Origin of the sequence: Pseudomonas viridiflava (assembly GCF_900602065.1) — a bacterium.
Lineage (GTDB): Bacteria > Pseudomonadota > Gammaproteobacteria > Pseudomonadales > Pseudomonadaceae > Aquipseudomonas.
Genome location: NZ_UWFN01000350.1, coordinates 339,001 through 361,108 on the forward strand (window position 1 = coordinate 339,001; position 22,108 = coordinate 361,108).

Genomic DNA, 22,108 nt, shown 5'->3' on the forward strand with positions numbered 1-22,108 from the left:
CCTTATTGCGCAGTGGCCCCGAAGAACCAGTAGGTGACCATGATCGCCGCGATCACACCGGCAAGTTCAGCCAGCAGCGCGCAGCCCACAGCATGGCGGGCGCGCTGAATGCCGACAGCGCCGAAGTAAACGGCAAGCACGTAGAACGTGGTTTCGGTACTGCCCTGAATCGTCGCGGCTGCCAGTGCTGCAAAGCTGTCCACGCCTTGGGTCTGCATGGTTTCGATCAGCAGTGCCCGGGCTGCGCTGCCTGAGAATGGCTTGACCATCGCGGTGGGCAGGGCGTCGACAAAGCGCGTGTCGAGACCGAGCCATTGAACCAGATGACGAATGCCTTCCAGGCCCAGATCCAAAGCGCCCGAAGCACGCAGCACGCCGACCGCGCAGAGCATCGCTACCAGATAGGGCAACAAGCCTTTGGCGACGTCGAAACCTTCTTTCGCGCCTTCGACAAACGCCTCATAGACCTGCACCTTGCGCAACGCGCCGATCACCAGAAACATAATGATCAGGCCGAACAGCGTCAGGTTGCCAAGGATGGAAGAGAGGCCCGCCAACGCCGCCGCCGACATGGTTGCCAGTAACGCCATGAAACCGCCGAGAAGCAGTGCGCCGGGGATCAGGTAAGCCAGCACGACCGGATCCCACAGTCGCAGGCGCTGCATGAACGCAACTGACAACAGGCCGACGATCGTCGAGGCGCTGGTTGCCAGCAGGATCGGCAGGAACACCAACGTCGGGTCCAGGGCGCCTTGCTGGGCGCGATACATGAAAATAGAGACGGGCAGCAGGGTCAGCGAAGACGCGTTAAGTACCAGAAACAGAATCTGCGCGTTACTGGCGGTGGTCTGGCTGGGGTTGAGCTCCTGCAGGGAGCGCATGGCCTTGAGGCCGATAGGCGTTGCCGCGTTATCCAGTCCCAGCGCGTTGGCGGCGAAGTTGAGCGTGATCAGGCCAAGAGCGGGGTGGCCAGAGGGGACTTCGGGCATCAGACGCAGAAACAGCGGGCCGAGGACTTTCGCCAGCCAGTCGACGATCCCGGCTTTCTCCGCTATTCGCAGAAAACCCAGCCAGAGCGTCAGCGTGCCGAACAGCAGCACCATCACTTCAACCGACAGCTTGGCCATGGCAAAGATGCTTTCGACCATGGCCGCGAAAATGCCAGCGTTACCGCCAATCAGCCACTGGCCGAATGCGGAGATTGCTGCAATCAGAAAAAAACCGAGCCATAAAGCGTTAAGCATTCACAAGTCCCCCGCAAGATGCCGCGATGATAGCGGTGCAAGGGCAAACAACAAACCCTGGACGTGTCGGATAAACCGGTAGGAACCCCGCCGATGTCCCTGACACCACGCTTTCGTGCAATAAACGTGCAACCCTGTGGGAGCGAATTCATTCGCGAAAGCGGTGTGTCAGGTCCGGAAGTTTATCGGGACTGCCGCCTTCGCGAATGAATTCGCACACGGGGAATACCTTTTCAATTCGGGCAGCGGAGTGGTGACAGGCGCCGCGCCTTTTTACTCAGCGCAAAATCTTCGGCGCTTCGTCCCTTGGCAGGTTGTTCTGCTGCACCGGCTGCCCGGTGTATTCCACTTCACCGCGCAGCTGCTCGCGCAGTTGGCGGGCGACATCCACACCGATTGATTGGGACACGTCCCGCACAACACGGGGGCGATTCAGAGAGACTTTGACGTCGCGGCTGTTGACCAGTTTGGTGTCCTGCCCTTCACCCATGGCCGTGAACGCCGAGGTGATCTCGAAAGTGCGGGTGTTGATCAGGCTGAAGTCCGCCACCAGCGTCAGACCCAGAATCGCCGAATAGCTGTTGGTGTTGGCCAGCTCGCCGATGTCCTGCTGGAAGTCGACATCAGACACGGTGCCGAACAACACGTAGTCCGCGCCCTTGAAGCTGCCGTTCTTGATGCGCTTTATGACGTCATAAACGTCTTCTTTGGACCCGGCGGTGTAAGGCGTCCCCTGCACAAGCTGGAACATCCCGGACTTGAGAATCTCGCCTTTGATATCGCCACTGAATTTGCGCAGCTCGCTCTGCTCGATATAGCTGTAGCGCGTTTCATACTCATCGTAGCTGGACGAGCCACTGGCGCTGTAGTAGTTACTCTGGAAGTTGTTCTTGGCCGAAACGGTGTGGATATAAACCTCCACGCGCTCCTGAAAAGCCAGGTCAGTCACTGCGATTTTCGGTGCGGCCTGAACGCCGAAGGCGCACATCAGGCCGAAGATACCCATCCATGCACGCATTGCTCAACGCTCCGTGGTTTTGCGGATTTCTTTCTCGTCCATCCATTCAGCCAGGCCGCTTTCTACATCGATCAGTTGCAGGCTGAATTTATAGAAGACGTCCTTGTAATCGGCACTGCGCTTGACGATGGAGCTGATCGAGCCTTCCAGGCGGTACTTGGCGGCGATCATGTTACCGGTCTTGCTGACGGTCGATTTCTTGTACAGGCCGCTCTGGTTTTGCAGCTTGAGCTGATCGACCTGGCTCTGCATTTCGGTGTTGTCGCTGGCGAAGCGGGCGGTACCGGATTTCATCAGTTGGGTCTTGATCGACGTGGTGATCTCACGGGTGTCGATGTACTCGCTGGTCTTGTTCTTTACGTCGTAAACCTGAACCACCGGACGGCCTTGCAGAATGCCGGATTGAGCCAGTGAGCGCGTCATGGACTCGGCGATCATCTGCAGATCGGTGGAGCCGAATTCGTTGGTTACGGTCTCGACGGCTTTGGTGTCGCCGTAGCTGATGTTCTTGCTACCCAGCGAGGGGGAGTTGTTGGCGCAACCGGTGGCCAGCAGGGCGACAGCGGCGATGGAGCACAGGCGGATAAACAGCATTCGGGAGTTCTCTTCAACTGAACAAAATAGGGGGTAGATCAAGGCGTCTTCACTTCGAGGCGAAAGTCAGTGGCTTTCGGCGTCGGTGCAATAGCGGGCAGGTAGCTGGTCTGGGTGCCGTACAACGTCGTGCTTTTCCAGGCCTCTGCATCGGCTACGGGAAAGCCGTCGTTGCCCAGCCAGGCGAAGCGGTAATACATCTGCTTGTTGTAGCTGCTGGTGTTATTGAGCTGCACATTGACGGTGAGAAAACCGTTTTCGCGGGCGACGCGCATGGCACCTACTTCGATGTTCTTCATGTTACCCAGCGACACCACTTTGCTGGCCGCGCTGCCGGGCGCCGGTGGCGGCGGGGTGGAGCAGCCGACAAGCAGGGCCAGAGCGAGCGCGCCGAGAATCTTGATACGCATGATGGGTCTCCGTTCAGGGTTGTTTGGTGGTCGCGATGGCTTGCGGTGCAGTCGATGGCATTACCTGAGCAATCAGGCCGTCGGTATAAACCTGATTGCCAATGGCACGCAGCGCGACGACTTGATAGCGCTGATCAACCTTGACCTGCACATGGGTGCCGCCGGTGGTAGAAGGCAGGATTACGGTATGCATGCCTTGGGGCAGGCGCAGGCGGGCAACCTGAGTGTTATCCGGCAGCGTGCGCCAGGTGCGAGTGTCGGCGCCTTCGGTAATGGCTGAGGCGATACCCACGGCCAGACCGGCAAGCGGGTTCACGTCATTGATCTGCTTTTGCGCGACGCCGCGGGTAATCGCACGAACTGTGGTGCGCAGAATGATCCCGGGCATGTCATCACGCAGTGCACGACGAGACATATCGGTGGTGCTGTTGAGTTTGGTCAGATTGATCTGCTGACCGTCCAGGCCGATCTGGGTGAAGGCTGCGGTGGTTGTGTCCGGCTTGATGACCGGGAACGACAGCGGGGTGATCACCAGATTGCCGCTGATAGGCAGTGGCAGCGGAATACGCACCGAATCGCGTGCCGGCGCAAAGCCGCTCTGTACCACGATAAGCACTTCGCTGTAGCCGTCCTTGCTCTGCTCGCTATCCAATTTGAGTAGTGCTTCATCCAGCAATGGCGTGTTCGGACGCAGTTCTGCCGCTTTACGATAGCCCGGCGCGGCCAGGCCTTTCTCGCCCATGGCTTCATAAACGAAGCCGGACAGGTAATGGCTAAACGCACTCTGATAGCTGTTCTTGAGGCCAACGACTTCAGGCGCATCAAGGGAGGCTACCGGATAGCCCTTCAGGTCCTTGAACTCGGTTTTGACGCCTTTGCTTTCAGCCTCTTCTTCGCTCTTGAGGTATTCCTTGTCACGCAGCTCTGCAATCACGGCTTCACGTTCGTGAGTCTTCTTGATCTCGACGCGGGCACCTTCGAAGTCATTCCTGGCCAGCAGGTTCAAAGCCATCTGCGTGGTCAGCATGACCTTTTCGTAGTCATAACCTTCGTAGCGACGCACTTTGTCATTGACCAGGAAGCTGCCGAACTGAGCCAGGTACTTGTCGGTGTCCAGCTTGACCGACTCCTCCCACTGGTAGACCACGGTATCAGCCGCACGCCATGCGGTCTGGCTACCGGCAAGATCACCCTTGGCGCGCAGCAGTTCGCCCTTCTCGAAGTAATAAAGAAGGTCCTTGCCAGCACTGGTGTTGTTCTTTTCCAGTACGCCCAGCGCGGCGTCGACGTTACCGCTGGCTAATTGCAGGTTGGTTTCTTTAAGTTCGGTGTCGTAGCTACGGAAGGCAGAGCAGCCTGCCAGTTGCAGAGCAGCGAGCAGCGCAAGGGCAGTCAACGCACGAGAGGACATGAAGCGTTCATTCCCTGAAATAGATAGCAGGGACTGAGCCAGCCGCTATGCAAATCCGTTTGAAAAGCCGCCTTCTATTGGCTGCTCAATGAGACCCTTGTTGCGAGCGAATGTCGTTTGCAGCGCAGGGCGCGGGATTATAAGCGGCATTCTCATCCTGACAATGGCTTTTTGATGGCTCACAAGCTTTTAGGCAGATTCCTACGCCTGTGAGGAGAACTGCCTCACACGAATCTCTCTTCTTACGCCGCAAATTTTCATCACTGACAGGGTTATGCGAGCGGCACAGCTATGCAAATATCAGCTGCTTTCGGCGCTTGCCCCAATAGAAGGAGACCTGTGTTTTGCCAACCTCAACCGCCAGCAGCATCCAGATTGACCGCTTCGAGCACGCTGATCAGCAGGGCGTTGTCGACGTGATCCTGCCCATCCAGCGCGAAGAATTCGGCATAGCAATAACCGCCGAAGACCAGCCGGACCTGCAAGCCATTCCGGACTTCTATCAGGTCGGCAACGGTGATTTCTGGGTTGCTAAACAGGACGGGCGTGTGATCGGCACCATCGGCCTCAAAGACATCGGCGCACAGCAAACAGCCTTGCGCAAAATGTTCGTGGCGGCGCCTTTTCGCGGACGTGAGTTCGGGGTTGCAGCGAAGTTGCTCAGCACTTTGCTTGAGGAGGCCTGGCGGCGCGGCGTGAAAGACATCTACCTGGGCACCACCGACAAGTTTCTTGCTGCGCACCGGTTTTACGAAAAACACGGATTTGCCGAAGTGGCGAAGGACGATTTACCAGCGAGCTTTCCGGTGATGAAGGTGGACAGCAAGTTTTACGTCTTGCGGCGTGTCTGAGTGGCTTTTGTGGGAGCCGGGCTTGCCCGCGATGAAGGTGACGCGGTGAGCCTGAAATCCGCGTCGTCTGCATCGCGGGCAAGCCCGGCTCCCACAAAGATTGCGATAACTCTTACCTACTTCTGCTCGGCATGCGCCCAACGGTAATCAAGACGCGGCGCACGGATTTTGATTTTCCGTTTGGTCTTGGTCAGTGTCGGTTCGAACACGGGTTCAGGGTCACGCAGGAAGGCGGTCATGACCGCGCTCAGGGCATAGAGGCCGGTGAATGCCCAGACCACGCCGGCCAGGCCGAAGCTGTCCTGGAAGGTGGCGACTACGGCAGGGCCAACCCAGGTCGACGCGCCTGCACCAAGGCTTAATACCGACAGGGCGGCCGCTTTGTTCTGCGGGGCGAGGGCGGGTGCCAGTGCCGAAAGCGGTACGAAGCAGGCCAGCGTCAGGCCGTAGAACGCACCGAAGATCGAGGCAATCAGGAAGTCGTTCGGGAATGCCTGCGGCATGAAGAAGAACAGCGGCGTGCTGATCGTGCTGCCCACGGCACCCAGCCACAGGATGGTGTTGCGATAGCCGATCCGGGTACTGATGATGCTCGAAGCAAGGTTGCCGATGATGTTGAACACGAACACGATGGTCAGCAGTCGCAGCCATTCTTCAAGGCTGAAGCCCACGGTATGCATGAAGAACCCGGGCATGATGACCAGAAAGCCGAACATCGATGATGTGTTGATCACACGCACCAGACCTGCGAGCGACACCTTGGGCATTTCCCACATGATGGTGATGTTCTTGGCCATCGACACCAGCGGTTTTTCGCCTTCGGGTGCCAGACGTTTCATGCCGTGTGCGTCGCGCATGCCCACCAGGCCAATGACTCCGCCAACGACTACCAAGGCGAAAGACAACCAGAAAGTAGCCATGGCACCTATCAGCGGGATGCTGACGCTGGCGACCAGCGAGCCAAGGGTCGGCAACCCGGCTGCGTAAGCCACCCAGAACCAGCCGACGGCCATGCCCATTTTGCGCGATGGCGTTGCGGCGGCAATCCACACCAGAAACCCGTAAGCGAACAGCGGGTAACCGAAACCACGCAAACCGTAAGTGAGCAGGATCATCGAGTAGCTGAGCTTTTGCAGGCCGTAGATCAGGAATAGCACCTCGAAGGCGCTCCAGATCAGCAAGCCGATCATCATCACGCGCTTGGGACCCCAGATGTTCGAGAGCGCGCCGGCCAACCAGGAAGAGATACCGACGGTGACGCCGTAGACGGTAAAGACCATGGCGATTTCATCGGCAGGCATGCCGCGTTCGCTAAGGAAAGGGGAGAGATAACCCAATTCGACGCCATCGCCGATCATGAAAATCAAGAGGCCAACAAAGCCCCAGAACATGGGATAGGGGATGCCGGTTTTCTCGCAGAATCTGGCGAGTGCAGTGTTCGGAGTGGATTGATCGCTCAATTTTCCGGTCCTTCTTTTAGGTACAGCACAGCGTTTGGTGACGCCGTATGAATGGCCTCAATGAGGTTGAAAGGCAGGGGTGGCCAGCACGCTGTGGGCAAAATGCGCGAACACAGTACGTGTGGACTTTTAGCTGATGCAGGATCGCCGCTATACGACTTCAATGACCCATGAATCTACGTTTTTTATAGATTTTCGAGCCCGTTTGCTTTTTGTTTATCCCATCTGAGGCCGATGATGGCAACCGCTCTAGCCGGGGCCACCTGTGGCGGGATGACGCACCATATCGCGCAACGCGCCCAGTTTCAGGGGGCGTAAGGCGTTACAAAAGATGTCGAAAAAAATGGCAAAAAAACTGCTGATGGCCAGATTGCTAGCAATCAACTGGCGGTATGACGGCATTTACGCCATTTGATGAGGGCTCAGCCCAGTGGATTGAAACCTTCGCCCGCTGAGCAAAAGCGCTCCTCGATAGCCTGGCTGGCGTCGCTGCCATCTCTGTCCCGACGTTTGCCCCATTCGCGGCATTTTTCCCGGAAGTAAACTTTGGCGCCTTTGCGGCATTCGCGGTACTCGATGGAACCGCGTCGATAGTTTGCGCAGACGCTGCTGCCGTCGATTCGATTGTTATTGATCGCCCACTCGGCGGCGTAGGTGCGTTTGCCGTCCCACTGCCAGACCGTTGCGCGCTCAATGTTGAAAGCGGTGACGCGTTTGGTTCGAGCCGGGGGTTGTTGCTGTTCGCTTTTGTACTTTGCCATGTAGGAAGCACTCACCATGCCCTGTGCTTTTGTGTCTTCGGATGCGCGTGGGAATTGGCCGTAGCGGCAGGTGGCAACCGCTTCGTCGATGATGTTGTCGGGTTTTATGCAATCGGCCAGCGGCTTCGGACTGGCCAGGGCGTCACGTGTGTACATCGGTGGCACGGGATTCGAGCTGGCAGGCAGCGCAGGCGGCGGGTTGCGGTGGGCAGTGACTTGTTGAATAACGCTTTGCAGACGATCACTGAAATGCATCAGCAGATAGCCAGCAGCAGCGATAAAAATCAACGGTACAAAGAGGCGGCGATAGAGGCGTGAAGGCCTGGAAGGGTGGCGTCTGTACGCCTTTGGCGCGTCATCAGCCGGAGCGCTCAGGTGCTCAAATGGATGGTATTTGTCCCGAGACTGGCTCTCGCTGGGCTCCATGCGCTCTTCCTTGATGTCGGCTGCGCATCCATTGCGCTTGGGTGAGGCGAGGGTAAACCGATTGAAACTGTTTCGCCAGCGTTACAGGTTTTGTGTTTAACCCCTGTAGGAGCTGCCGAAGGCTGCGATGGTGGTATGTCAGGATAAGCGCTTCGCAGCCTTCGGCAGCTCCTACAAGGTAAAAGCGCTTACTTCCAGCTACACCGATTCCCTGTAGGAGCCATCGGAGGTTACGACGGTCGCGAAGCGGTATGTCAGACGGACCGCAATCGCAGCCTTCGGCAGCTCCTACAGAGGGTTGGCGATCCAGTGATGGATCGCCAGGTTTTTTAAACCTCTTTCAGCAACTCATCCGCAATCCGCAGGCTCAGTGCCGCGCCTGTCAGCGTTGGGTTAACGCTGGACGAGGACGCCATGACGCTGGTGCCTGCGATGAACAGGTTCGGGTGATCGTGGGTGCGGCAATCGCGGTCGACCACCGAATCCTTCGGATCGTCGCCCATGATGGTTGTGCCCATGATGTGCTGGCGGTTCTGGAAACCCACGTCGGTGCTGAGGATGTCGGCATCGAGCAGTTTGGCGAACTGTTTGAAGTCCTCCAGCGCCTTTTCCTTACCGGCATGCCAGTACTCCGGCACGCTGTAATAGATTTCCGGAACCGGCAGGCCAATGGCGTCGAACTTGGTCTTGCTTGGCGTGACGCGGTTTTCAGGCAGCGGCAAGGTTTCGAAGTCCACCGCCCAGTTCAGCGAGCGAGCCGATTGCAGGCGAATGCCCTCGTCCAGCTTGGAGCCGAGCACGCCTTTAGCGATCAGGTTTGAAGTGATCTGCGAGGTCGGCACGGTGTTACGCACCTTGATCTTGTAGCTCGGATAATCCTTGCGGAACGCACCGTCGCGGCTGTTCAGATAAACCAGCAACTGTGTCGGACCTTCGCCCGGCCACATGTCTTCCTTGGTCATCACGTTCATGCTGATGCCGGTGTGGTCCATCAGGTTGCGGCCGACCTGGTCAGACGAGTTGGCGATACCGTTCGGGTATTTCTCCGATGTGGACATCAGCAGCAACTTCGGTGACTCGATGCCGTAAGCCGCGAGCACGAAGTACTTGGCCTTGAGCTGATGCTTGGACTTGTCAGGCTTCATGTACCAGATCGAGGTGATCTTGCCGCTATCGTCGGCCTCAATCTTGTACACCACCGAGTTGTCCATGACCTTGGCGCCATGCTTCTCGGCTTCGTCGATGTGCATCGAGCCGTCGTACTTGGCGGCAATCGGGCACACCGGGTTGCAGTTGTTGTTGCCTGCACACGGTGGACGCTTGCCGTAAGGGCGAGTGGCGCGGCCGTTGGGTTCCAGAATCGGGTTGTAGCCGCCCTTGCTCAGTAGCTCGGACAGACGCTTGAACATGTAGCTCGGCTTGAGGCCTTCCATCGGGTAGGGAATGGAGCGGGGCGGGAATGCTTCGCCGCCCTGGCCGCTTTCATCCTGACCGTCGACGCCAGAGACGCCCAGCTCTGTTTCGGCGCGAGCGTAGAAGGGTTCCAGCTCGTCGTAGCTGATCGGCCAGTCGCGACCACGCCCGTACAGGGACTTGAGGCGGAAGTCGTTGGGCAACATGCGCCACAGCGACGAACCGAAGTGCCAGGTAGTACCGCCCACTACGCGCAGGTACGACGTGTTGTATTTTACCGGCCCGACTTGCTGCAGATAGTCGCCATAAGTGGACGGCGCGTGCGGCAGGCTTGGGTATGGCGAGCCAGCGCCTTGCAGCTTGGCGTTGGCCAACGACAGTTTGATCGGCGCGTTGCGGAAGGTTTCAACGATATCGCGTCGGTTAACCCGTGGGCCCGCTTCCAGCACGATCACTGATTTATTGGCTTTGGCCAGTTCGCTGGCGATCAGGCCGCCCATTACGCCGGAGCCGATGATCACCACATCGGCGTCGAAATCACCGCTGCTCATATTCTGGAATCCTTGGTATCTGCTGGCTTGGGACCCCATGTAGCCGGGCCGCTGCCGTATGTTGGGACGATGAGGGTGCCGTGGGTCGGGAGGTACATCATCGCTTCGGAGAAGGCGACGAGTTCCGCGTCGGCTGCTTCGCCGACAATGCCCAGGTACCAGGCGGCAATGATGCTGGTCGCGGTCGCCTTGAGGGACGCGTCAGGGTTGGCCAGCTTCAGGTACTCATCGACATGCTTGAGGTTGTTGTCGGCAATCAGTTGCTTCAAAGCAGCAGCGTTTCCGGCGAAGTTCGGCGCGCGTTTGGCCAATGCCGTGTAGTAACGCGCAGCCAATACCGGATTGACCGGACGGCTGACCAGAAACTGCGACAGCGCGATAAAGTCAGCGGTCGACTGATCAGCGGCCAGGACTGATTGCCACGGCAGCATGCCACCCACCAGGCCCATCAGGCCCAGTGCAACGGAGCCGCGCAGCAGGTTGCGGCGAGAGAAACCGGTTGGTGATTCAGCTTGAGTCGGTGCTTGCTTGTGATTCATTGAGTTATCCATTGCTCAGGCCCCCTTGCGGCGGCGTGCGATCAGCCACACCACGAGGCCGATCAGCAGAACCACGAGGATGATTGCCGGAATCGTGAACCTGGCCAGTGTCGCCAGCGGAGCCGTTGGGCCGCCTGCGCGAGTTTGGGCGACGTCGGCGGCGGTGACTTTCTCGGCCGCGTTGCCGTAGTGCGACAGCACATAGTTGCTGACGTCGGCGATCTGCTGGTCGGTCAGGCGGTCAGTGAAGAATGCGTCAGGACCAAAGCCCGGCATGTCCACAGCCACACCATCGACGGTGCGATGCACGCCGTAGACGATGGTCGCGATCAGGTTGTCCGCACGGCTGGTGGCCGTGTTGTTGAACAGCGACGGATATTCTTTGTTGCCCTGGCCATTTGCCTGGTGGCAGTTGGCGCAAGTGCCACTGAAAACATGCCAGCCCGGATTGTCTTCCGGCTTGCCGCCACGCAGGGTCAGCTCATCAGTCGAAGCCTGGCCAAATTCGTGGCGTGCCTTGGTTTCGCCCGATTTGACTGGCTGGGTTTGCTGCAGATACGCAGCAATAGCCTTCAGGTCTGTATCCGGCAGGTATTGCAGGCTGTGCTCGACCGCTTCAGCCATCGGACCTGCCGCTTGTGCTTTACCTTCCACGTGACCGGTGCGCAGGTAAGCGACGATTTCATCGCTGGACCAGGCGCCAATACCGCTGACTTTGTCGGAGCTGATGTTGGGCGCATACCAAGGCCCCAACGCACCGCCGCCCAGTGGTTTGCTGTTGTCAGCAGCCATCAGGAAGTTACGCGGGGTGTGGCAGGTATCGCAGTGGGCCAGAGCGTTGACCAGGTAATCACCGCGGTTCACCTCTGCGATTTTGCTGGCGTCCGGCGTGAAACGAGTGGTGTCGTGGAACAGCAGGTTCCAGCCAATCATCGATGCGCGAATGTTGAACGGGAATGCCAGTTCAGTTTTCGGCGATGGCGTTTCTACGGCCGGGACCTCGTGCATGAAGTAGTCGTAGAGCGCCGCGATATCGCTGTCGGTGATTTTCGAATACGAGGTGTACGGCATCGCGGGGTACAAGTGCGTGCCATCGGGTGTCACGCCGTCGCGCACCGCTCGAGCAAATTGCTCTTGGGTGTAGTTACCGATACCGGCGGTTTTCGACGGGGTGATGTTGGTCGAATAAATCACACCCATTGGCGAGTTGAGCGGGTAGCCACCCGCGAAGGGTTTGCCGCCAGGCGTGGTGTGACACGCAACGCAGTCCGACGCAATTGCCAGACGTTTACCGGCCGACGCATTGGCCTCCAGCTCTTCGCCATTGGCGGAGCCCGCCAGGCAAAACATCAGCGTCATCAGGCCCAGACAGGCACCCCTGATCCGCTGTCTTTCTCGAATAAAACAAGACATGTATTTGTCTACCTTAGGCAACTGCAGCCGTGGCTTTTTCAGGTTCGGAGGCTAGTGGTGCGCTTGGTCGGAAACGACGCTCACGGAAGGCGTCAATTCAGCGCTAGCGACAAGTTGTCGCACAAAAACGAGGGGAATGTTTCACGATCAGTAACATCTTGCAACATCCAAAAAGGCAAAGTGCCATGCTATTTTTGAATCGTCGAAGGCTCTAGATCGGGTATCTCGCCTACAGGCCCCGGCCCGTATGGGCTAGATGTACGACAACTGTATGACTTTGGAGGGGAGGGCTTTGGAACGTTTGTGCTGTTTTTTGGTGAGGGGGATGTAAATCGAGAGATCAGCAACTGCAAACAGGGCTGATGGAAGAAATGAAGAAGGACAAGACTGACAAGGTTGGATGAAAGGTCATGCGCTTGAGAAAGGTATTTTCGGACGATGCACGAGACCTGTTGCGCATACGATTAGTCCCTTTGAAGTCTCCCTTGAAGAGCACGAAAATGAGCCCTGAAAACTCCTCCATCGACACCAACTGGATTGAGTTTTTTTGAACGCGCCGAGATTCATTGCTCTGGTACCGACTTTAGCCGGGAAGGACGTATATCGGACGACACAGACGCTGCGTCTACACTGGTCTCTTCCCGGCTAAAGTCGGCCCCACCAGGCTAGCCAAGGCTTTACATATGCATAGCACCTGTAGGAGCCGAGCTTGCTCGCGATGGAGGGTTTGCAGGCAACACATATGCGGCGGATGTACGGGCCTCATCGCGAGCAAGCTGCGCTCCTACAGAGTCTTGCGGTTGCACATGGTTTGCGCCACTCCCAGAAACAACAAAGCCCGCACAAGGCGGGCTCTGAGGCACTTCAGCGTTACACCAAGGTGTTTTTCTTGATGCTGCCTTCCTGAATGATCATCGCCAGGTTTTCCCCTTGGCCCACCAGACACTCGATGGATTCCAGCGGGTTGCCGTCGACCACCAGCAGGTCGGCGATAGCGCCTTCGGCGATGCAGCCCAATTGACCCTCGCGTTGCAGGATTTTGGCCGCGACGGTGGTGGCGCTTCGCAGGGCGGCGAGGTTGCCCAATACTTCGGCGCGGATCTGCAACTCATGGCTTTGGTACTGATGCATGTCGCCCAGCAAGTCTGAGCCGTAACCCATTTCCACGCCCGCTTCGGCGAATAGCTTGAGCGCGTTACGACCGGCCAGCCGGACGTCTTCAATCTTGGCCACCGAATCAGGCGGCAGACCGGCTTCGGCGCCGTGTTTGGCGAGCATTTCGTAGGTGACTTGGGTCGGTACAGCGAACGCGCCTTTTTCAGCCATCAGTTTTGCAGTGTCGGCGTCGACCAGATTGCCGTGCTCGATGGTGCGCACGCCGCACTCGATAGCGCGACGAATCGCGCGGGCGGTATACGCGTGAGCCATCACATAGGTATTGGCAGCTTCGGCTTCATCGACGATGGCGCGGATTTCCGCTTCGCTGTACTGCGTGTTGGCAATCGGGTCTGTCGGTGAAGACACGCCGCCCGAGGCCATGATCTTGATCTGGTTGGCGCCTTGTTGCAGTTCTTCACGCACGGCCAGACGCACGTTGTCGACGCCGTCCACGACGCGGGCGATAGCGCCAGCGCGGAAGCAGCACGAACACGGTTCGCTCAGTAGGAGCTCGCCACGTGCGCGCATGTCGCCGTGACCACCGGTTTGGGACAGCGCTTTACCGGCTGCAAAAATACGCGGCCCCGGCACGAGGCCCAGCGCGATAGAGCGAGCCAGCGCCCAGTCCGCACCGCCCGCGTCACGCACGGTGGTGAAACCACGATTGAGCATCGCCTCAAGAATCGGCAAGGCGCGGTACATGATGATCGCGTTGGGTTGCAGCGCATTCATGCCCAGATTGGCGTTGGAGGCCAGCACGTGAACGTGGCAGTCGATCAGGCCGGGCATCAGCGTGCGGCCATCCAGATCGATCACCTGGGCATCGGTTTCTGCTGCATCACCTTGCGGGCGAACCGCGCTGATGCGTCCACCCTCGATCACAACTTCCAGACCGCCCAGCAACTCGCCTTTATTCAGGTCGAGCAATTGGCCGTTGCGCAGAATCAGGCGTGTCGTTTTTTCAGTACTCATTGCAGAGCGGCTCCCTTGAAGGTGGCATTGGCGCTGGTCTTGCGGTCGCGATACAGAAATGCGCCGCAACCGCTGACCACCGCGGCGAACATGATGTAAAAGGCCGGCGCGACGTTGCTGCCGGTGTTGGCGATCAGCCAGGTAATGGTGAAGGTGGCGAAACCGCCGAAGATCGTGACCGCAAAGTTGTAGGCCACGGACAGGCCGGTGGACAGCACATGAGTCGGCAGTAGTTCGCTGAACGCGGCCAGAATCGAGCCGATGTAACCGGCGATCAACAGGCCCATCACCACTTCAAAAATCAGCAGCGAGGCCAGCCCTGGCATTTGGTTGATGAACAGGAACATCGGATACGCTGCGACGAAAATGGCAGCTGCCGAACCCAGTAACCAAGGGCGGCGACCGTGCTTATCCGCCAGCATGCCGACAATCGGAGTGGCGACGATCAATACAGCACCGCCCATCATCCCGGCGCTGAAACCCACGCCGCTTGGCAGACCCAGAACGCGGGTCGAATAGGATGGGATGTAGAACAGAATTGCGTAGGTGCAGACCGTCCATAGCACGACCAGCGAGAAGCTGATCAGGGTTTCCCGTGGGTAGGTGCGGAAGACTTCGCGCAGTGGGGACTCGGTGGTTTTGGACTCTTTATAGACCGGCGTCTCGTCGATGCGGCTACGGATGTAGAAACCGACCGGACCAATCAGCGTGCCGATGATAAACGGGATCCGCCAGCCCCAGCTTTCCAGCTGAGCCTGAGTCAGGTAGTTCGAAAGGATAGCGCCCAGCGTGGAACCCAGCAGCACGGCGACGCCGATACTGGCCTGAATCCAGCTGGAGTAAAACGCCTTCTTGCCGTCCGGCGCGTGCTCGGTCAGAAAGGCCGTCGCGCTGCCCATTTCACCGCCCGCGGAGAAGCCTTGCAGCAGCCGTGCGAGCACAATCAACACCGGCGCGATCATGCCGATTTGCGCGTAACTCGGGGTGATCGCAATGATCAGCGTGCCCAGCGCCATCAACAGGATGGTCAGCGAAAGCGCGGCTTTACGCCCGTGTTTGTCACCATAAACGCCCAGCACAATGCCGCCGACCGGACGCATGAAAAAGCCTACGCCGAACGTCGCCAGTGCCAGTAGATAAGAGGTGAGTTCGCTGTCGGTGGGGAAAAACACCTTGGCGATGATGACTGAGAAAAAGCTATAGACCGTGAAGTCGAACCATTCAAGCCCGTTGCCGATCACTGTCGCGATCACGGCTTTGCGTGCTTTCTGGTTATGGGTTGCCGTGGAACTGTTTTTTATAGCGTTCACGTTGAACTCCTGCATGCAGATTACGCAGGGATTTGTCCCGCGCACGAGTGGGGCAGAGAAGCAATCGGGTGAAACATCGTCAGGGTCTTATGCCCTTGTAGGACCGAGAATAACTCGCGTAATTGGATGCGGGAAAACGCTCATTGGGAAGATATGCATGCGCTGGATGCATGCAAGAGGACGTGGATCTGTAGGAGCTGTCGGGCACCGCGAGGCTGCGATATCGGTGCGTCCGACAAATCGCTATCGCAGCCTCGCGGTGCCCGACAGCTCCTACAGAAAACGTGATTCAGTCCCCGCTCTGAACCGTCAACCACTGCTCAAAAGACCGCGCCGCACGGCTCGGAAACTGCCCCGACGGATTGAGCAAATAATAACCACCGATCTCGCCCACATGGACATCACAAGCCGGCACCAACGCCCCGGACTTAACGTGCCCATCAATCATCGGTTTCCAGCCCAGCACAATGCCGCGTCCATCAATGGCCAGGTCCACCATCACGGGATAGTTATTCACGGTCAGACGTTTGGAAATCGCCGAGGCATCGATACCCTGACGTGTAAACCAGTCAGTCCAGGACAGCCACTGACGCTGACCATCCTCAAGCATCAACAGCCGATGTTCGAACAACTGTTGTGGCTTGAGCACCTGACCTTGCAGATAGCCCGGCGCGCAATATGCCCCCACCGACTCTGCAAACAACAGCCGACTGTCCAGCCCCGGCGGCGAACCCGAGCGCAGGAAATACACCGCCAGATCAAACTCCGCACGCACCAGGGAATCCAGCCCGTCCACCACCCGCAGTCGCACGTCGACATTGGGAAACTCATCGGCATAACGCCCCACCAACGGCCCCAACCACAACGCCGCGACACCGCTGGAACACGCCAGCGTCAGTTCCTGCTCGCCGCTGTGCGTCATGACCTGCGCCGTCGCTTCAGCGCACTGGGCAAGCACCCGATGCACCTGTTCGGCATACACCTGCCCAGCCACCGTGAGATGAATGCGCTTGTGCTCACGCCGAAACAACGCCCGCCCCAGAAACTCCTCAAGCTGCTGCACCTGACGACTGATCGCACTTTGCGTCAAATGCAGCTCAGTGGCCGCGCGAGTGAAACTGCCATGGCGTACCGCCGCCTCAAAGGCGATAAGGGTTTGCAGCGGCGGCAGAGGTTCGATGCGCATGGGGGATCCGGACAGTCATGAAGTCCCGCCATCAGAACAAAAAAGCGCGGAGGTTTCACCTCCAGATGGATTAGCCCCGTTGAACTCGTGTACGCGGGGTGGCGCTCCACCTGCCAGCGATAAACGATTGCGCGGTATGTCGTCTATCCGCGTCTCATGTATCGCGGGCAAGCCCGGCTCCCACAGCGCTCGCCGCTGTGTCAGGGTTAACCTGTGGGAGCTGAGCTTGCTCGCGATGAACGATAACGCGATATACCTGACGGGCCGAGGCGGCTGATTCTTGGGCAAGATTCAACCATCGGGATCTGAGCTTAAGGGCAAATCCACTAGTGTTCGGACCGCCAAGCCCGGTCGCTACGTTTGCAGCGATGGTGTGGACTCTGGGGTTGGCGGGCGGGAGCGACAAGGACGTGAAGCGGACGGGAAGTGTAGGGGGATTCTGTAAACTAGCTTGGCAGCGGAATGCGTTTTACACTGGCACCTATGTAGTAAACCAAGTCATTTCTGACGGGATCACCAAGTATCTTCATCACAGCCTTCACTTGATCCGCCGTCAGAATGTGCTCATCCGGGGGCACATGTTGCATTGAGGCCCAGCCCATTGCGGCGAGCACTCCCGGCTCAAGTTCCTGCGTTATGTCCCCCTCGTACTGTAATGAGTCGTCCCAAGAGTCTGAGTAAAAACCACTGATTGAGAGGAATATAACCTCTACTGTATTTCGATGTCTTTCAGCCACCTCTTCGTCGCTACGCCCGAACCCCGATAAACACGTCTAGATTGCTTGGCAATGGCTCGTTGACCGCTGTGGATACTTCACCCACCTGTTCCATGGATAGCAGCCATTCACCATCAGGACTTTTCTCCAAGCTTTCCCATCCGAGAATATTCAATACAGCATCTTCATATTCTGGCTTTACGACGAGGTCAAATTTCAACGCGTCGTCCTCAGCGTCATTTTTCAAAAAACCGGAGATCCATAGAAACATGGTCAACATCTTTCTATTCCTTTCCGGCTCACTCACTAGACCTAGCAAATACGGTTATAGAAATTTGCATCCATTTCCAGTCCCGGATTATTAGCCCGATCTATAGTCTCCGCTTTCTACGCAGGTTGTTGAGCTCTATCTAAAAACCCCAATGCTGTACGTCAACCCGTCATTGGCCTGGTCACCAAGCAGCCCCATTACCGCAGATGCTTGATCTTGGCTGAGGTCAGTCTCGCCAGGCGGAACATCCTCCTGGGAGGCCCACCCCATGGCTGCCAGGACTGCCTCCTCTAACTCTGGTGGTACATCTTTTTCGTAGTACAACGAGTTGTCTGGATTCGGCTCTGGGTAAAAGCCACTGATTGAGAGAAATGTCACGTGTGATGCTCCTTCTCATTTCGTCGTTATTCGTCTTTCGGGTTTGGCGTCACCAGTTTTTTCGCCAGTATCTGGGTCGTACTCACCTAAATGATTTCCCTGCTTGTCGTATACCTCTACTTTTCCGTGTTGGTAATCCCATTCATATATACGCGTCTTGCTCTCCCATCGATGTCGATGTCCTTTATGACGCACTTTGATCGCGTCCGGGAATTTCGCAAGCTTCTTTGGTGCTCTGTGGTAACTATGATCTCCACCAAACTGGCGAGCAAACACCACATACATCGACCTCAACCCAGTATCCGCCGGGAACACCACGATGCAGTCGTCGGTAGTGATGTCTTCGCCGGGGAAGCCTTCGATCTGGCTGTCGGTGTTTTCCGGGATCGGGTGGACGAGGATGGTGCCCAGTTGCTCGCCGCTGTTGTCGGGGTAGATCAGGGGCGGCATTTCGCCCAGCGGGCCGCGCTTGGGTGTCCAGAGAATCGTGATGCCGTTGAGCTTGGCTTCCAGTGCGGTCTGGTCGGCGTTCCAGGCTGCTTGCACCGTGCGGACTGAATCATCGCCCGTCGGTCCAGTGTGAATGCCGTAAACCTGCAAAACGCCTTCTGCATCCTGACGAAACTGGAAGCGCACGCGACTGGGCGCGCGAGTCATATTGCGCAGTTGTTCGTCGGTGTACAGCGTGCCGTCGCCCATCTTGGTCGGGAGCATGCCGAGGATGAATACACTGGCAGGCAAACTCGCGCCGCGGATTGCCCAGGTCAGACCCTGTTGCATGATCCCGCCGCCAGCCACTCGGCCCAGCGCAAGGTCGGCACCGAGCGCAGTTGCAACAGCAGCATTGGCTGCAGGCACCGCCATAGAACCGACAACCATCACGGCTCCGAAGTTGGACACAGGTTCGGTGCAAGTGCCTGCTTCGGTCAGGCGCCAGTTTGCACTCGTACACGACTTGGCGAAGATCAAATCTGTGCGGGGTTTGGGCGCTGGCCAGTAGTCTTTTTCGATGTAAACCGGCTCCGGAGGCTGAGCAGGCCTTACCCGTCCACCCCATGAGCTGCCGCCACCAAAATACTGGGCATACCATGGCTCCTCAAATGGATCTTTTTTCAGATCGTCCTCTCTCATAACGCGACCGAGACTTTCCTTAATGTCGGGGCGTGCAGGGTGTCGATCAGCCTGATGAGGGTCAATAAACACTCGGTAACCGGGCATTTCAGGTGCGCGGTAATTCCACCTCCCATTTAAACGCGATGAAACAGGCCCTGACGGCCGCGCATAAAGGCCAAAAGAGCCTGTAAACTCCTCACGCCCGCAGGTACGCGGCCCGTTTATTGATCAAGCGTTGAGGATAGGGAATGAGTCTCTGGGATGACCTGAAAAAGAAAGCTGTCGACGCTAACCCTGAACTGGCAGCCAAGGCGGCTCAGGCGATGAACAAGGCTAAGGACATGGCCGTCGAGGCCGGTCAGAAGGCCGCGCCGATCCTCAAGGAAGCGAGCGAAAAGGCGGCGGCCTATGCTCAGGAGAAAACCCCGATTCTCAAGGCTCAGGCGCTCAAGGCGATTGACGATGCCAAGCTGCGTCGTGCCGAGCTCAAAGAGCGCGCCAAGCACGACAAGGCCGCTCGCGCAGAAATGATCCGCACCATGTACGACATCAGCCTGTCGCCGGAAGACGTCAACTTCATCGACGAGCCGTTTAATCACTACGACCGCCAGCTGCACTTTTTCGTGGTGACGGGGCAGATCCTCGACACCCAGAAGCGCAACCAGACTCACCTCAGCGCCAGTCATTCGCACCGCTCGGGTGGCGGCTTTTTGATCGACGGAACCGGCTCCATCGGCGGCAGCTCTTCATCGATGCACGTCAGCAGCCACAACGTTCAAGAGCACGAGTTCTGGGTCAAGCTGCGTGATGGCAAGGAGGCTTGCTTCCAGTTTTCCGATAGCACTGTGCGCATCCGTGAAGGGCAAACCGTCAGCATGCTGTTCGCACGCCGCGCTGATAGCCAGACCGGGCAGATGGTCGCGCTGTACAACCACAGTTCGCAAGAGAACTACAGCATCGCCGGGCCTGCCGCGATCAACCAGATGTTTAACCTCTACACCGTCGAGCCGGGCCTGTTCAACGGCAACGAAGTGCTGACCACGCGTAACCGTTTGCTGCTGGAACTGGAGCGCCGATTAGGGCAACTGACCACGTACTCGATGCTGCACGGCAACGTCGAAGGGCAGGGGCGTGTGATTGAAGGTGAGCGTCAGGAGTGATGATTGGCATGCGGCAATTAGCCCACGGCCCTCAACTGTCTCAACCCGACGAGCGGTGCTAGAGTCGCGCCCATGAAAATCTCTCGTGATGACCGGTCGATGATTGCCTGGGTGCTGTATTCAGCGTCCTGTTCAGTCTGTTCGGTTGCGGTATTCATCACGGGCAAATGAGTGGCCTGGCCCTGAGCGGGCTGAATGGTGGCTTTTGCTCGCTGGAAGGCGGGGGCGGCACGCGCATTGATCTGGGTAGTTCGGATCAGACCGGGCAAACTGTTGCGCTCAACTCCGATGGCTGGGCGTTTGATTACATCCCCGTCATGGCGTCGGCACCGATCAATGCGCAGAACTGGCCGCAACCGCCGCCGCGCTATCTGTGGCCCTCGCTCAACCCTCGCGCGCCTCCCGGCACTTTCCTCGCAGGGAATCCATCAGTCTGATCCCGTTAATCCTCACTTCTATCGGTAAATGCCTGGCTCAATGCAATAGACGGAACGCCATGCAGCATTCCTGTCATTGCGGCCCGCAGTCAAAGGTATACACGGCAGGGAAGTCATCGGGGCATAGGGACCAACCACGAGAAACAACACAGCCCGCACAGTTGCGCACAAGGCTAAAAGAACCCGGAAACTTCACACTCCCGCATCTACGCGGCCTGTGACGTATGATAGGGGACGCTTCTGCACGGATCTCATCATGATTACCCAGCCTCATCCCTCCACAACCCGCTCTTGGGCATTCTGGTGGAAACCGGCGTTGTTCCTGCTGGTGGCCGTGATCGGCCTGTACTACGTCAAATGGTCACCTTATTACCTCAAGTCATTCGTCGCTGCCGACACGCATAGCATTGGCGGCTCGATCCTCAACGATCATTCGGCGTCGCCCTGGCTTGCTGCACTGAGTTACGCCCAGGTGTATTTCCTGGCGATCTGGAAGGCCGCCGTGCTGGCGATCATCCTTGGCTCATTGGTACAGGTACTTATCCCCCGCGACTGGTTGCTGCGAGCGTTCGGAAAAGCCGGCTTCGGTTCGACGCTGCGGGGAGGACTGTTCGCCCTGCCGGGTATGATGTGCAGCTGCTGCGCGGCCCCCGTTGCGGCGGGGCTACGGCGGCAGAATGTATCGGAAGGTGCGGCGTTGGCGTTCTGGATCGCAAACCCGGTGCTCAACCCCGCCACATTGATATTCATGGGCTTCGTACTCGGTTGGCAGTTCACTGGCCTGCGTTTGGTGGCTGGCGTCGCACTTGTGCTGGGCGCGGCTTTACTCGGCCAGCGCTTGTCGCGACCAGAGGCGCTGCCGCAAGCGGCCGTGGATGCCGTTGAGGTAGCCACAACCGCAGATACCCGCAGCCTCCCTTTGCAGTGGTTACGCACGATGTGGCAGTTATTCTGGACCACCATCCCGATCTACGTGCTGGCGGTGCTGATCCTCGGAGCGGCAAGGGTATGGCTCTTCCCTCACGTCGACGGAGCAATGGCCAATAGCTGGCTATGGCTGGTGCCACTCGCTGTCGTGGGCACCTTGTTTGTGATTCCTACCGCGGCAGAAATCCCTATTGTGCAGGCCCTGATGGGTCTGGGCTTGGGTACAGCCCCCGCCGTCGCGCTATTGATGACGCTGCCAAGCGTCAGCCTGCCGTCGCTATTAATGCTGCGTAAATCTTTTGATCGTCGGGTGCTGGTGGCCGTCGCGTTGCTGACCATGCTGGTGGGCATTGTCAGCGGCGTCATCGGCGCGCTGATTTTCTAGAAAA

General features: G+C 57.9%; 21 protein-coding genes. 4 read left to right on the forward strand and 17 right to left on the reverse strand.

What is annotated here, in order from left to right:
• Positions 1-2 precede the first annotated feature (2 nt).
• The 5 genes from EE949_RS28580 to EE949_RS28600 form a co-directional block, all read right to left on the reverse strand.
• On the reverse strand, positions 3-1,244 hold the full coding sequence (locus tag EE949_RS28580) for a nucleoside recognition domain-containing protein (RefSeq protein WP_122667350.1): 1,242 nt from the start codon (positions 1,242-1,244) through the stop codon (positions 3-5).
• A gap of 277 nt (positions 1,245-1,521) precedes the next feature.
• On the reverse strand, positions 1,522-2,262 hold the full coding sequence (locus EE949_RS28585; RefSeq protein ID WP_122667351.1) for a penicillin-binding protein activator LpoB: 741 nt from the start codon (positions 2,260-2,262) through the stop codon (positions 1,522-1,524).
• A 3-nt stretch (positions 2,263-2,265) separates the two neighbouring features.
• The gene (gene lpoB, locus EE949_RS28590) at positions 2,266-2,853 is read right to left on the reverse strand and encodes a penicillin-binding protein activator LpoB (protein ID WP_122667419.1); all 588 of its coding nucleotides are present in this window, start codon (positions 2,851-2,853) and stop codon (positions 2,266-2,268) included.
• Positions 2,854-2,894: 41 nt separating this feature from the next.
• Positions 2,895-3,266, reverse strand: coding sequence for a YcfL family protein (locus EE949_RS28595; RefSeq protein WP_122667352.1), 372 nt, complete (start codon positions 3,264-3,266; stop codon positions 2,895-2,897).
• 13 nt (positions 3,267-3,279) lie between these two features.
• Positions 3,280-4,677 carry a COG3014 family protein gene (locus tag EE949_RS28600; protein ID WP_122667353.1) on the reverse strand — a complete coding sequence of 466 codons (1,398 nt, stop codon included), beginning with the start codon at positions 4,675-4,677 and terminating at the stop codon, positions 3,280-3,282.
• 344 nt (positions 4,678-5,021) lie between these two features.
• Here EE949_RS28600 and EE949_RS28605 point away from each other — a divergent pair, with 344 nt between their 5' ends.
• Positions 5,022-5,528, forward strand: coding sequence for a GNAT family N-acetyltransferase (locus tag EE949_RS28605; protein ID WP_162873970.1), 507 nt, complete (start codon positions 5,022-5,024; stop codon positions 5,526-5,528).
• Between the two features lie 116 nt (positions 5,529-5,644).
• Here EE949_RS28605 and EE949_RS28610 read toward each other — a convergent pair whose 3' ends face one another.
• From EE949_RS28610 to EE949_RS28665, 12 genes are all read right to left on the reverse strand, one after another.
• Positions 5,645-6,988 carry an MFS transporter gene (locus EE949_RS28610; RefSeq protein ID WP_122667354.1) on the reverse strand — a complete coding sequence of 448 codons (1,344 nt, stop codon included), beginning with the start codon at positions 6,986-6,988 and terminating at the stop codon, positions 5,645-5,647.
• A gap of 422 nt (positions 6,989-7,410) precedes the next feature.
• Positions 7,411-8,175 carry a hypothetical protein gene (locus EE949_RS28615; protein WP_240350467.1) on the reverse strand — a complete coding sequence of 255 codons (765 nt, stop codon included), beginning with the start codon at positions 8,173-8,175 and terminating at the stop codon, positions 7,411-7,413.
• 329 nt (positions 8,176-8,504) lie between these two features.
• On the reverse strand, positions 8,505-10,139 hold the full coding sequence (locus EE949_RS28620; protein WP_122667355.1) for a GMC family oxidoreductase: 1,635 nt from the start codon (positions 10,137-10,139) through the stop codon (positions 8,505-8,507).
• The gene (locus EE949_RS28625; protein WP_240350468.1) at positions 10,136-10,678 is read right to left on the reverse strand and encodes a sorbitol dehydrogenase family protein; all 543 of its coding nucleotides are present in this window, start codon (positions 10,676-10,678) and stop codon (positions 10,136-10,138) included. Before EE949_RS28625 ends, EE949_RS28620 begins: the two co-directional genes overlap by 4 nt.
• Positions 10,679-10,693: 15 nt before the next feature.
• A complete protein-coding gene (locus tag EE949_RS28630; RefSeq protein ID WP_240350469.1) occupies positions 10,694-12,037 on the reverse strand; it encodes a cytochrome c in 1,344 nt (447 codons plus the stop codon).
• A gap of 924 nt (positions 12,038-12,961) precedes the next feature.
• Complete coding sequence (locus tag EE949_RS28635; protein WP_122667358.1) at positions 12,962-14,221, reverse strand: metal-dependent hydrolase family protein; 1,260 nt, start codon at positions 14,219-14,221, stop codon at positions 12,962-12,964.
• Entirely contained in the window at positions 14,218-15,522 is a 1,305-nt protein-coding gene (locus tag EE949_RS28640; protein WP_430735911.1) for an MFS transporter, read from the reverse strand. Before EE949_RS28640 ends, EE949_RS28635 begins: the two co-directional genes overlap by 4 nt.
• Before the next feature lie 298 nt (positions 15,523-15,820).
• Positions 15,821-16,717, reverse strand: a complete 897-nt coding sequence (locus EE949_RS28645; RefSeq protein ID WP_122667359.1) for a LysR substrate-binding domain-containing protein — start codon at positions 16,715-16,717, stop codon at positions 15,821-15,823.
• Positions 16,718-17,163: 446 nt separating this feature from the next.
• Positions 17,164-17,454 carry a pyocin S6 family toxin immunity protein gene (locus tag EE949_RS29930; RefSeq protein ID WP_122667360.1) on the reverse strand — a complete coding sequence of 97 codons (291 nt, stop codon included), beginning with the start codon at positions 17,452-17,454 and terminating at the stop codon, positions 17,164-17,166.
• A 10-nt stretch (positions 17,455-17,464) separates the two neighbouring features.
• The gene (locus tag EE949_RS28655; RefSeq protein ID WP_430735907.1) at positions 17,465-17,713 is read right to left on the reverse strand and encodes a pyocin S6 family toxin immunity protein; all 249 of its coding nucleotides are present in this window, start codon (positions 17,711-17,713) and stop codon (positions 17,465-17,467) included.
• 126 nt (positions 17,714-17,839) lie between these two features.
• Positions 17,840-18,082, reverse strand: a complete 243-nt coding sequence (locus EE949_RS29935; RefSeq protein ID WP_122667361.1) for a pyocin S6 family toxin immunity protein — start codon at positions 18,080-18,082, stop codon at positions 17,840-17,842.
• 15 nt (positions 18,083-18,097) lie between these two features.
• A complete protein-coding gene (locus tag EE949_RS28665; protein WP_122667362.1) occupies positions 18,098-19,213 on the reverse strand; it encodes an S-type pyocin domain-containing protein in 1,116 nt (371 codons plus the stop codon).
• 230 nt (positions 19,214-19,443) lie between these two features.
• On the opposite strand from EE949_RS28665, the gene EE949_RS28670 reads away from it, so the two are divergent.
• From EE949_RS28670 to EE949_RS28680, 3 genes are all read left to right on the forward strand, one after another.
• Positions 19,444-20,355: a hypothetical protein gene (locus tag EE949_RS28670; RefSeq protein ID WP_122667363.1), complete on the forward strand. Its 912-nt coding sequence runs from the start codon at positions 19,444-19,446 to the stop codon at positions 20,353-20,355.
• Between the two features lie 167 nt (positions 20,356-20,522).
• The gene (locus EE949_RS28675; protein ID WP_346010017.1) at positions 20,523-20,792 is read left to right on the forward strand and encodes a hypothetical protein; all 270 of its coding nucleotides are present in this window, start codon (positions 20,523-20,525) and stop codon (positions 20,790-20,792) included.
• A gap of 256 nt (positions 20,793-21,048) precedes the next feature.
• Positions 21,049-22,104: a permease gene (locus EE949_RS28680; RefSeq protein WP_122667364.1), complete on the forward strand. Its 1,056-nt coding sequence runs from the start codon at positions 21,049-21,051 to the stop codon at positions 22,102-22,104.
• The last annotated feature ends 4 nt before the right edge of the window (positions 22,105-22,108 follow it).

What these genes read in the sequence shown, in the direction of transcription:
- EE949_RS28635 (WP_122667358.1), bottom strand. Translation starts at nt 14,221, where the DNA reads ATGAGTACTGAAAAAACGACACGCCTGATTCTGCGCAACGGCCAATTG.
- EE949_RS28625 (WP_240350468.1), bottom strand. Translation starts at nt 10,678, where the DNA reads ATGAATCACAAGCAAGCACCGACTCAAGCTGAATCACCAACCGGTTTC.
- EE949_RS28615 (WP_240350467.1), bottom strand. Translation starts at nt 8,175, where the DNA reads ATGGAGCCCAGCGAGAGCCAGTCTCGGGACAAATACCATCCATTTGAG.
- EE949_RS28600 (WP_122667353.1), bottom strand. Translation starts at nt 4,677, where the DNA reads ATGTCCTCTCGTGCGTTGACTGCCCTTGCGCTGCTCGCTGCTCTGCAA.
- EE949_RS28630 (WP_240350469.1), bottom strand. Translation starts at nt 12,037, where the DNA reads ATGACGCTGATGTTTTGCCTGGCGGGCTCCGCCAATGGCGAAGAGCTG.
- EE949_RS28585 (WP_122667351.1), bottom strand. Translation starts at nt 2,262, where the DNA reads ATGCGTGCATGGATGGGTATCTTCGGCCTGATGTGCGCCTTCGGCGTT.
- EE949_RS28620 (WP_122667355.1), bottom strand. Translation starts at nt 10,139, where the DNA reads ATGAGCAGCGGTGATTTCGACGCCGATGTGGTGATCATCGGCTCCGGC.
- EE949_RS28580 (WP_122667350.1), bottom strand. Translation starts at nt 1,244, where the DNA reads ATGCTTAACGCTTTATGGCTCGGTTTTTTTCTGATTGCAGCAATCTCC.
- EE949_RS28655 (WP_430735907.1), bottom strand. Translation starts at nt 17,713, where the DNA reads ATGTTGACCATGTTTCTATGGATCTCCGGTTTTTTGAAAAATGACGCT.
- EE949_RS28645 (WP_122667359.1), bottom strand. Translation starts at nt 16,717, where the DNA reads ATGCGCATCGAACCTCTGCCGCCGCTGCAAACCCTTATCGCCTTTGAG.
- EE949_RS28665 (WP_122667362.1), bottom strand. Translation starts at nt 19,213, where the DNA reads ATGAGAGAGGACGATCTGAAAAAAGATCCATTTGAGGAGCCATGGTAT.
- EE949_RS28595 (WP_122667352.1), bottom strand. Translation starts at nt 3,266, where the DNA reads ATGCGTATCAAGATTCTCGGCGCGCTCGCTCTGGCCCTGCTTGTCGGC.
- EE949_RS28675 (WP_346010017.1), top strand. Translation starts at nt 20,523, where the DNA reads ATGAGTGGCCTGGCCCTGAGCGGGCTGAATGGTGGCTTTTGCTCGCTG.
- EE949_RS28680 (WP_122667364.1), top strand. Translation starts at nt 21,049, where the DNA reads ATGATTACCCAGCCTCATCCCTCCACAACCCGCTCTTGGGCATTCTGG.
- EE949_RS28670 (WP_122667363.1), top strand. Translation starts at nt 19,444, where the DNA reads ATGAGTCTCTGGGATGACCTGAAAAAGAAAGCTGTCGACGCTAACCCT.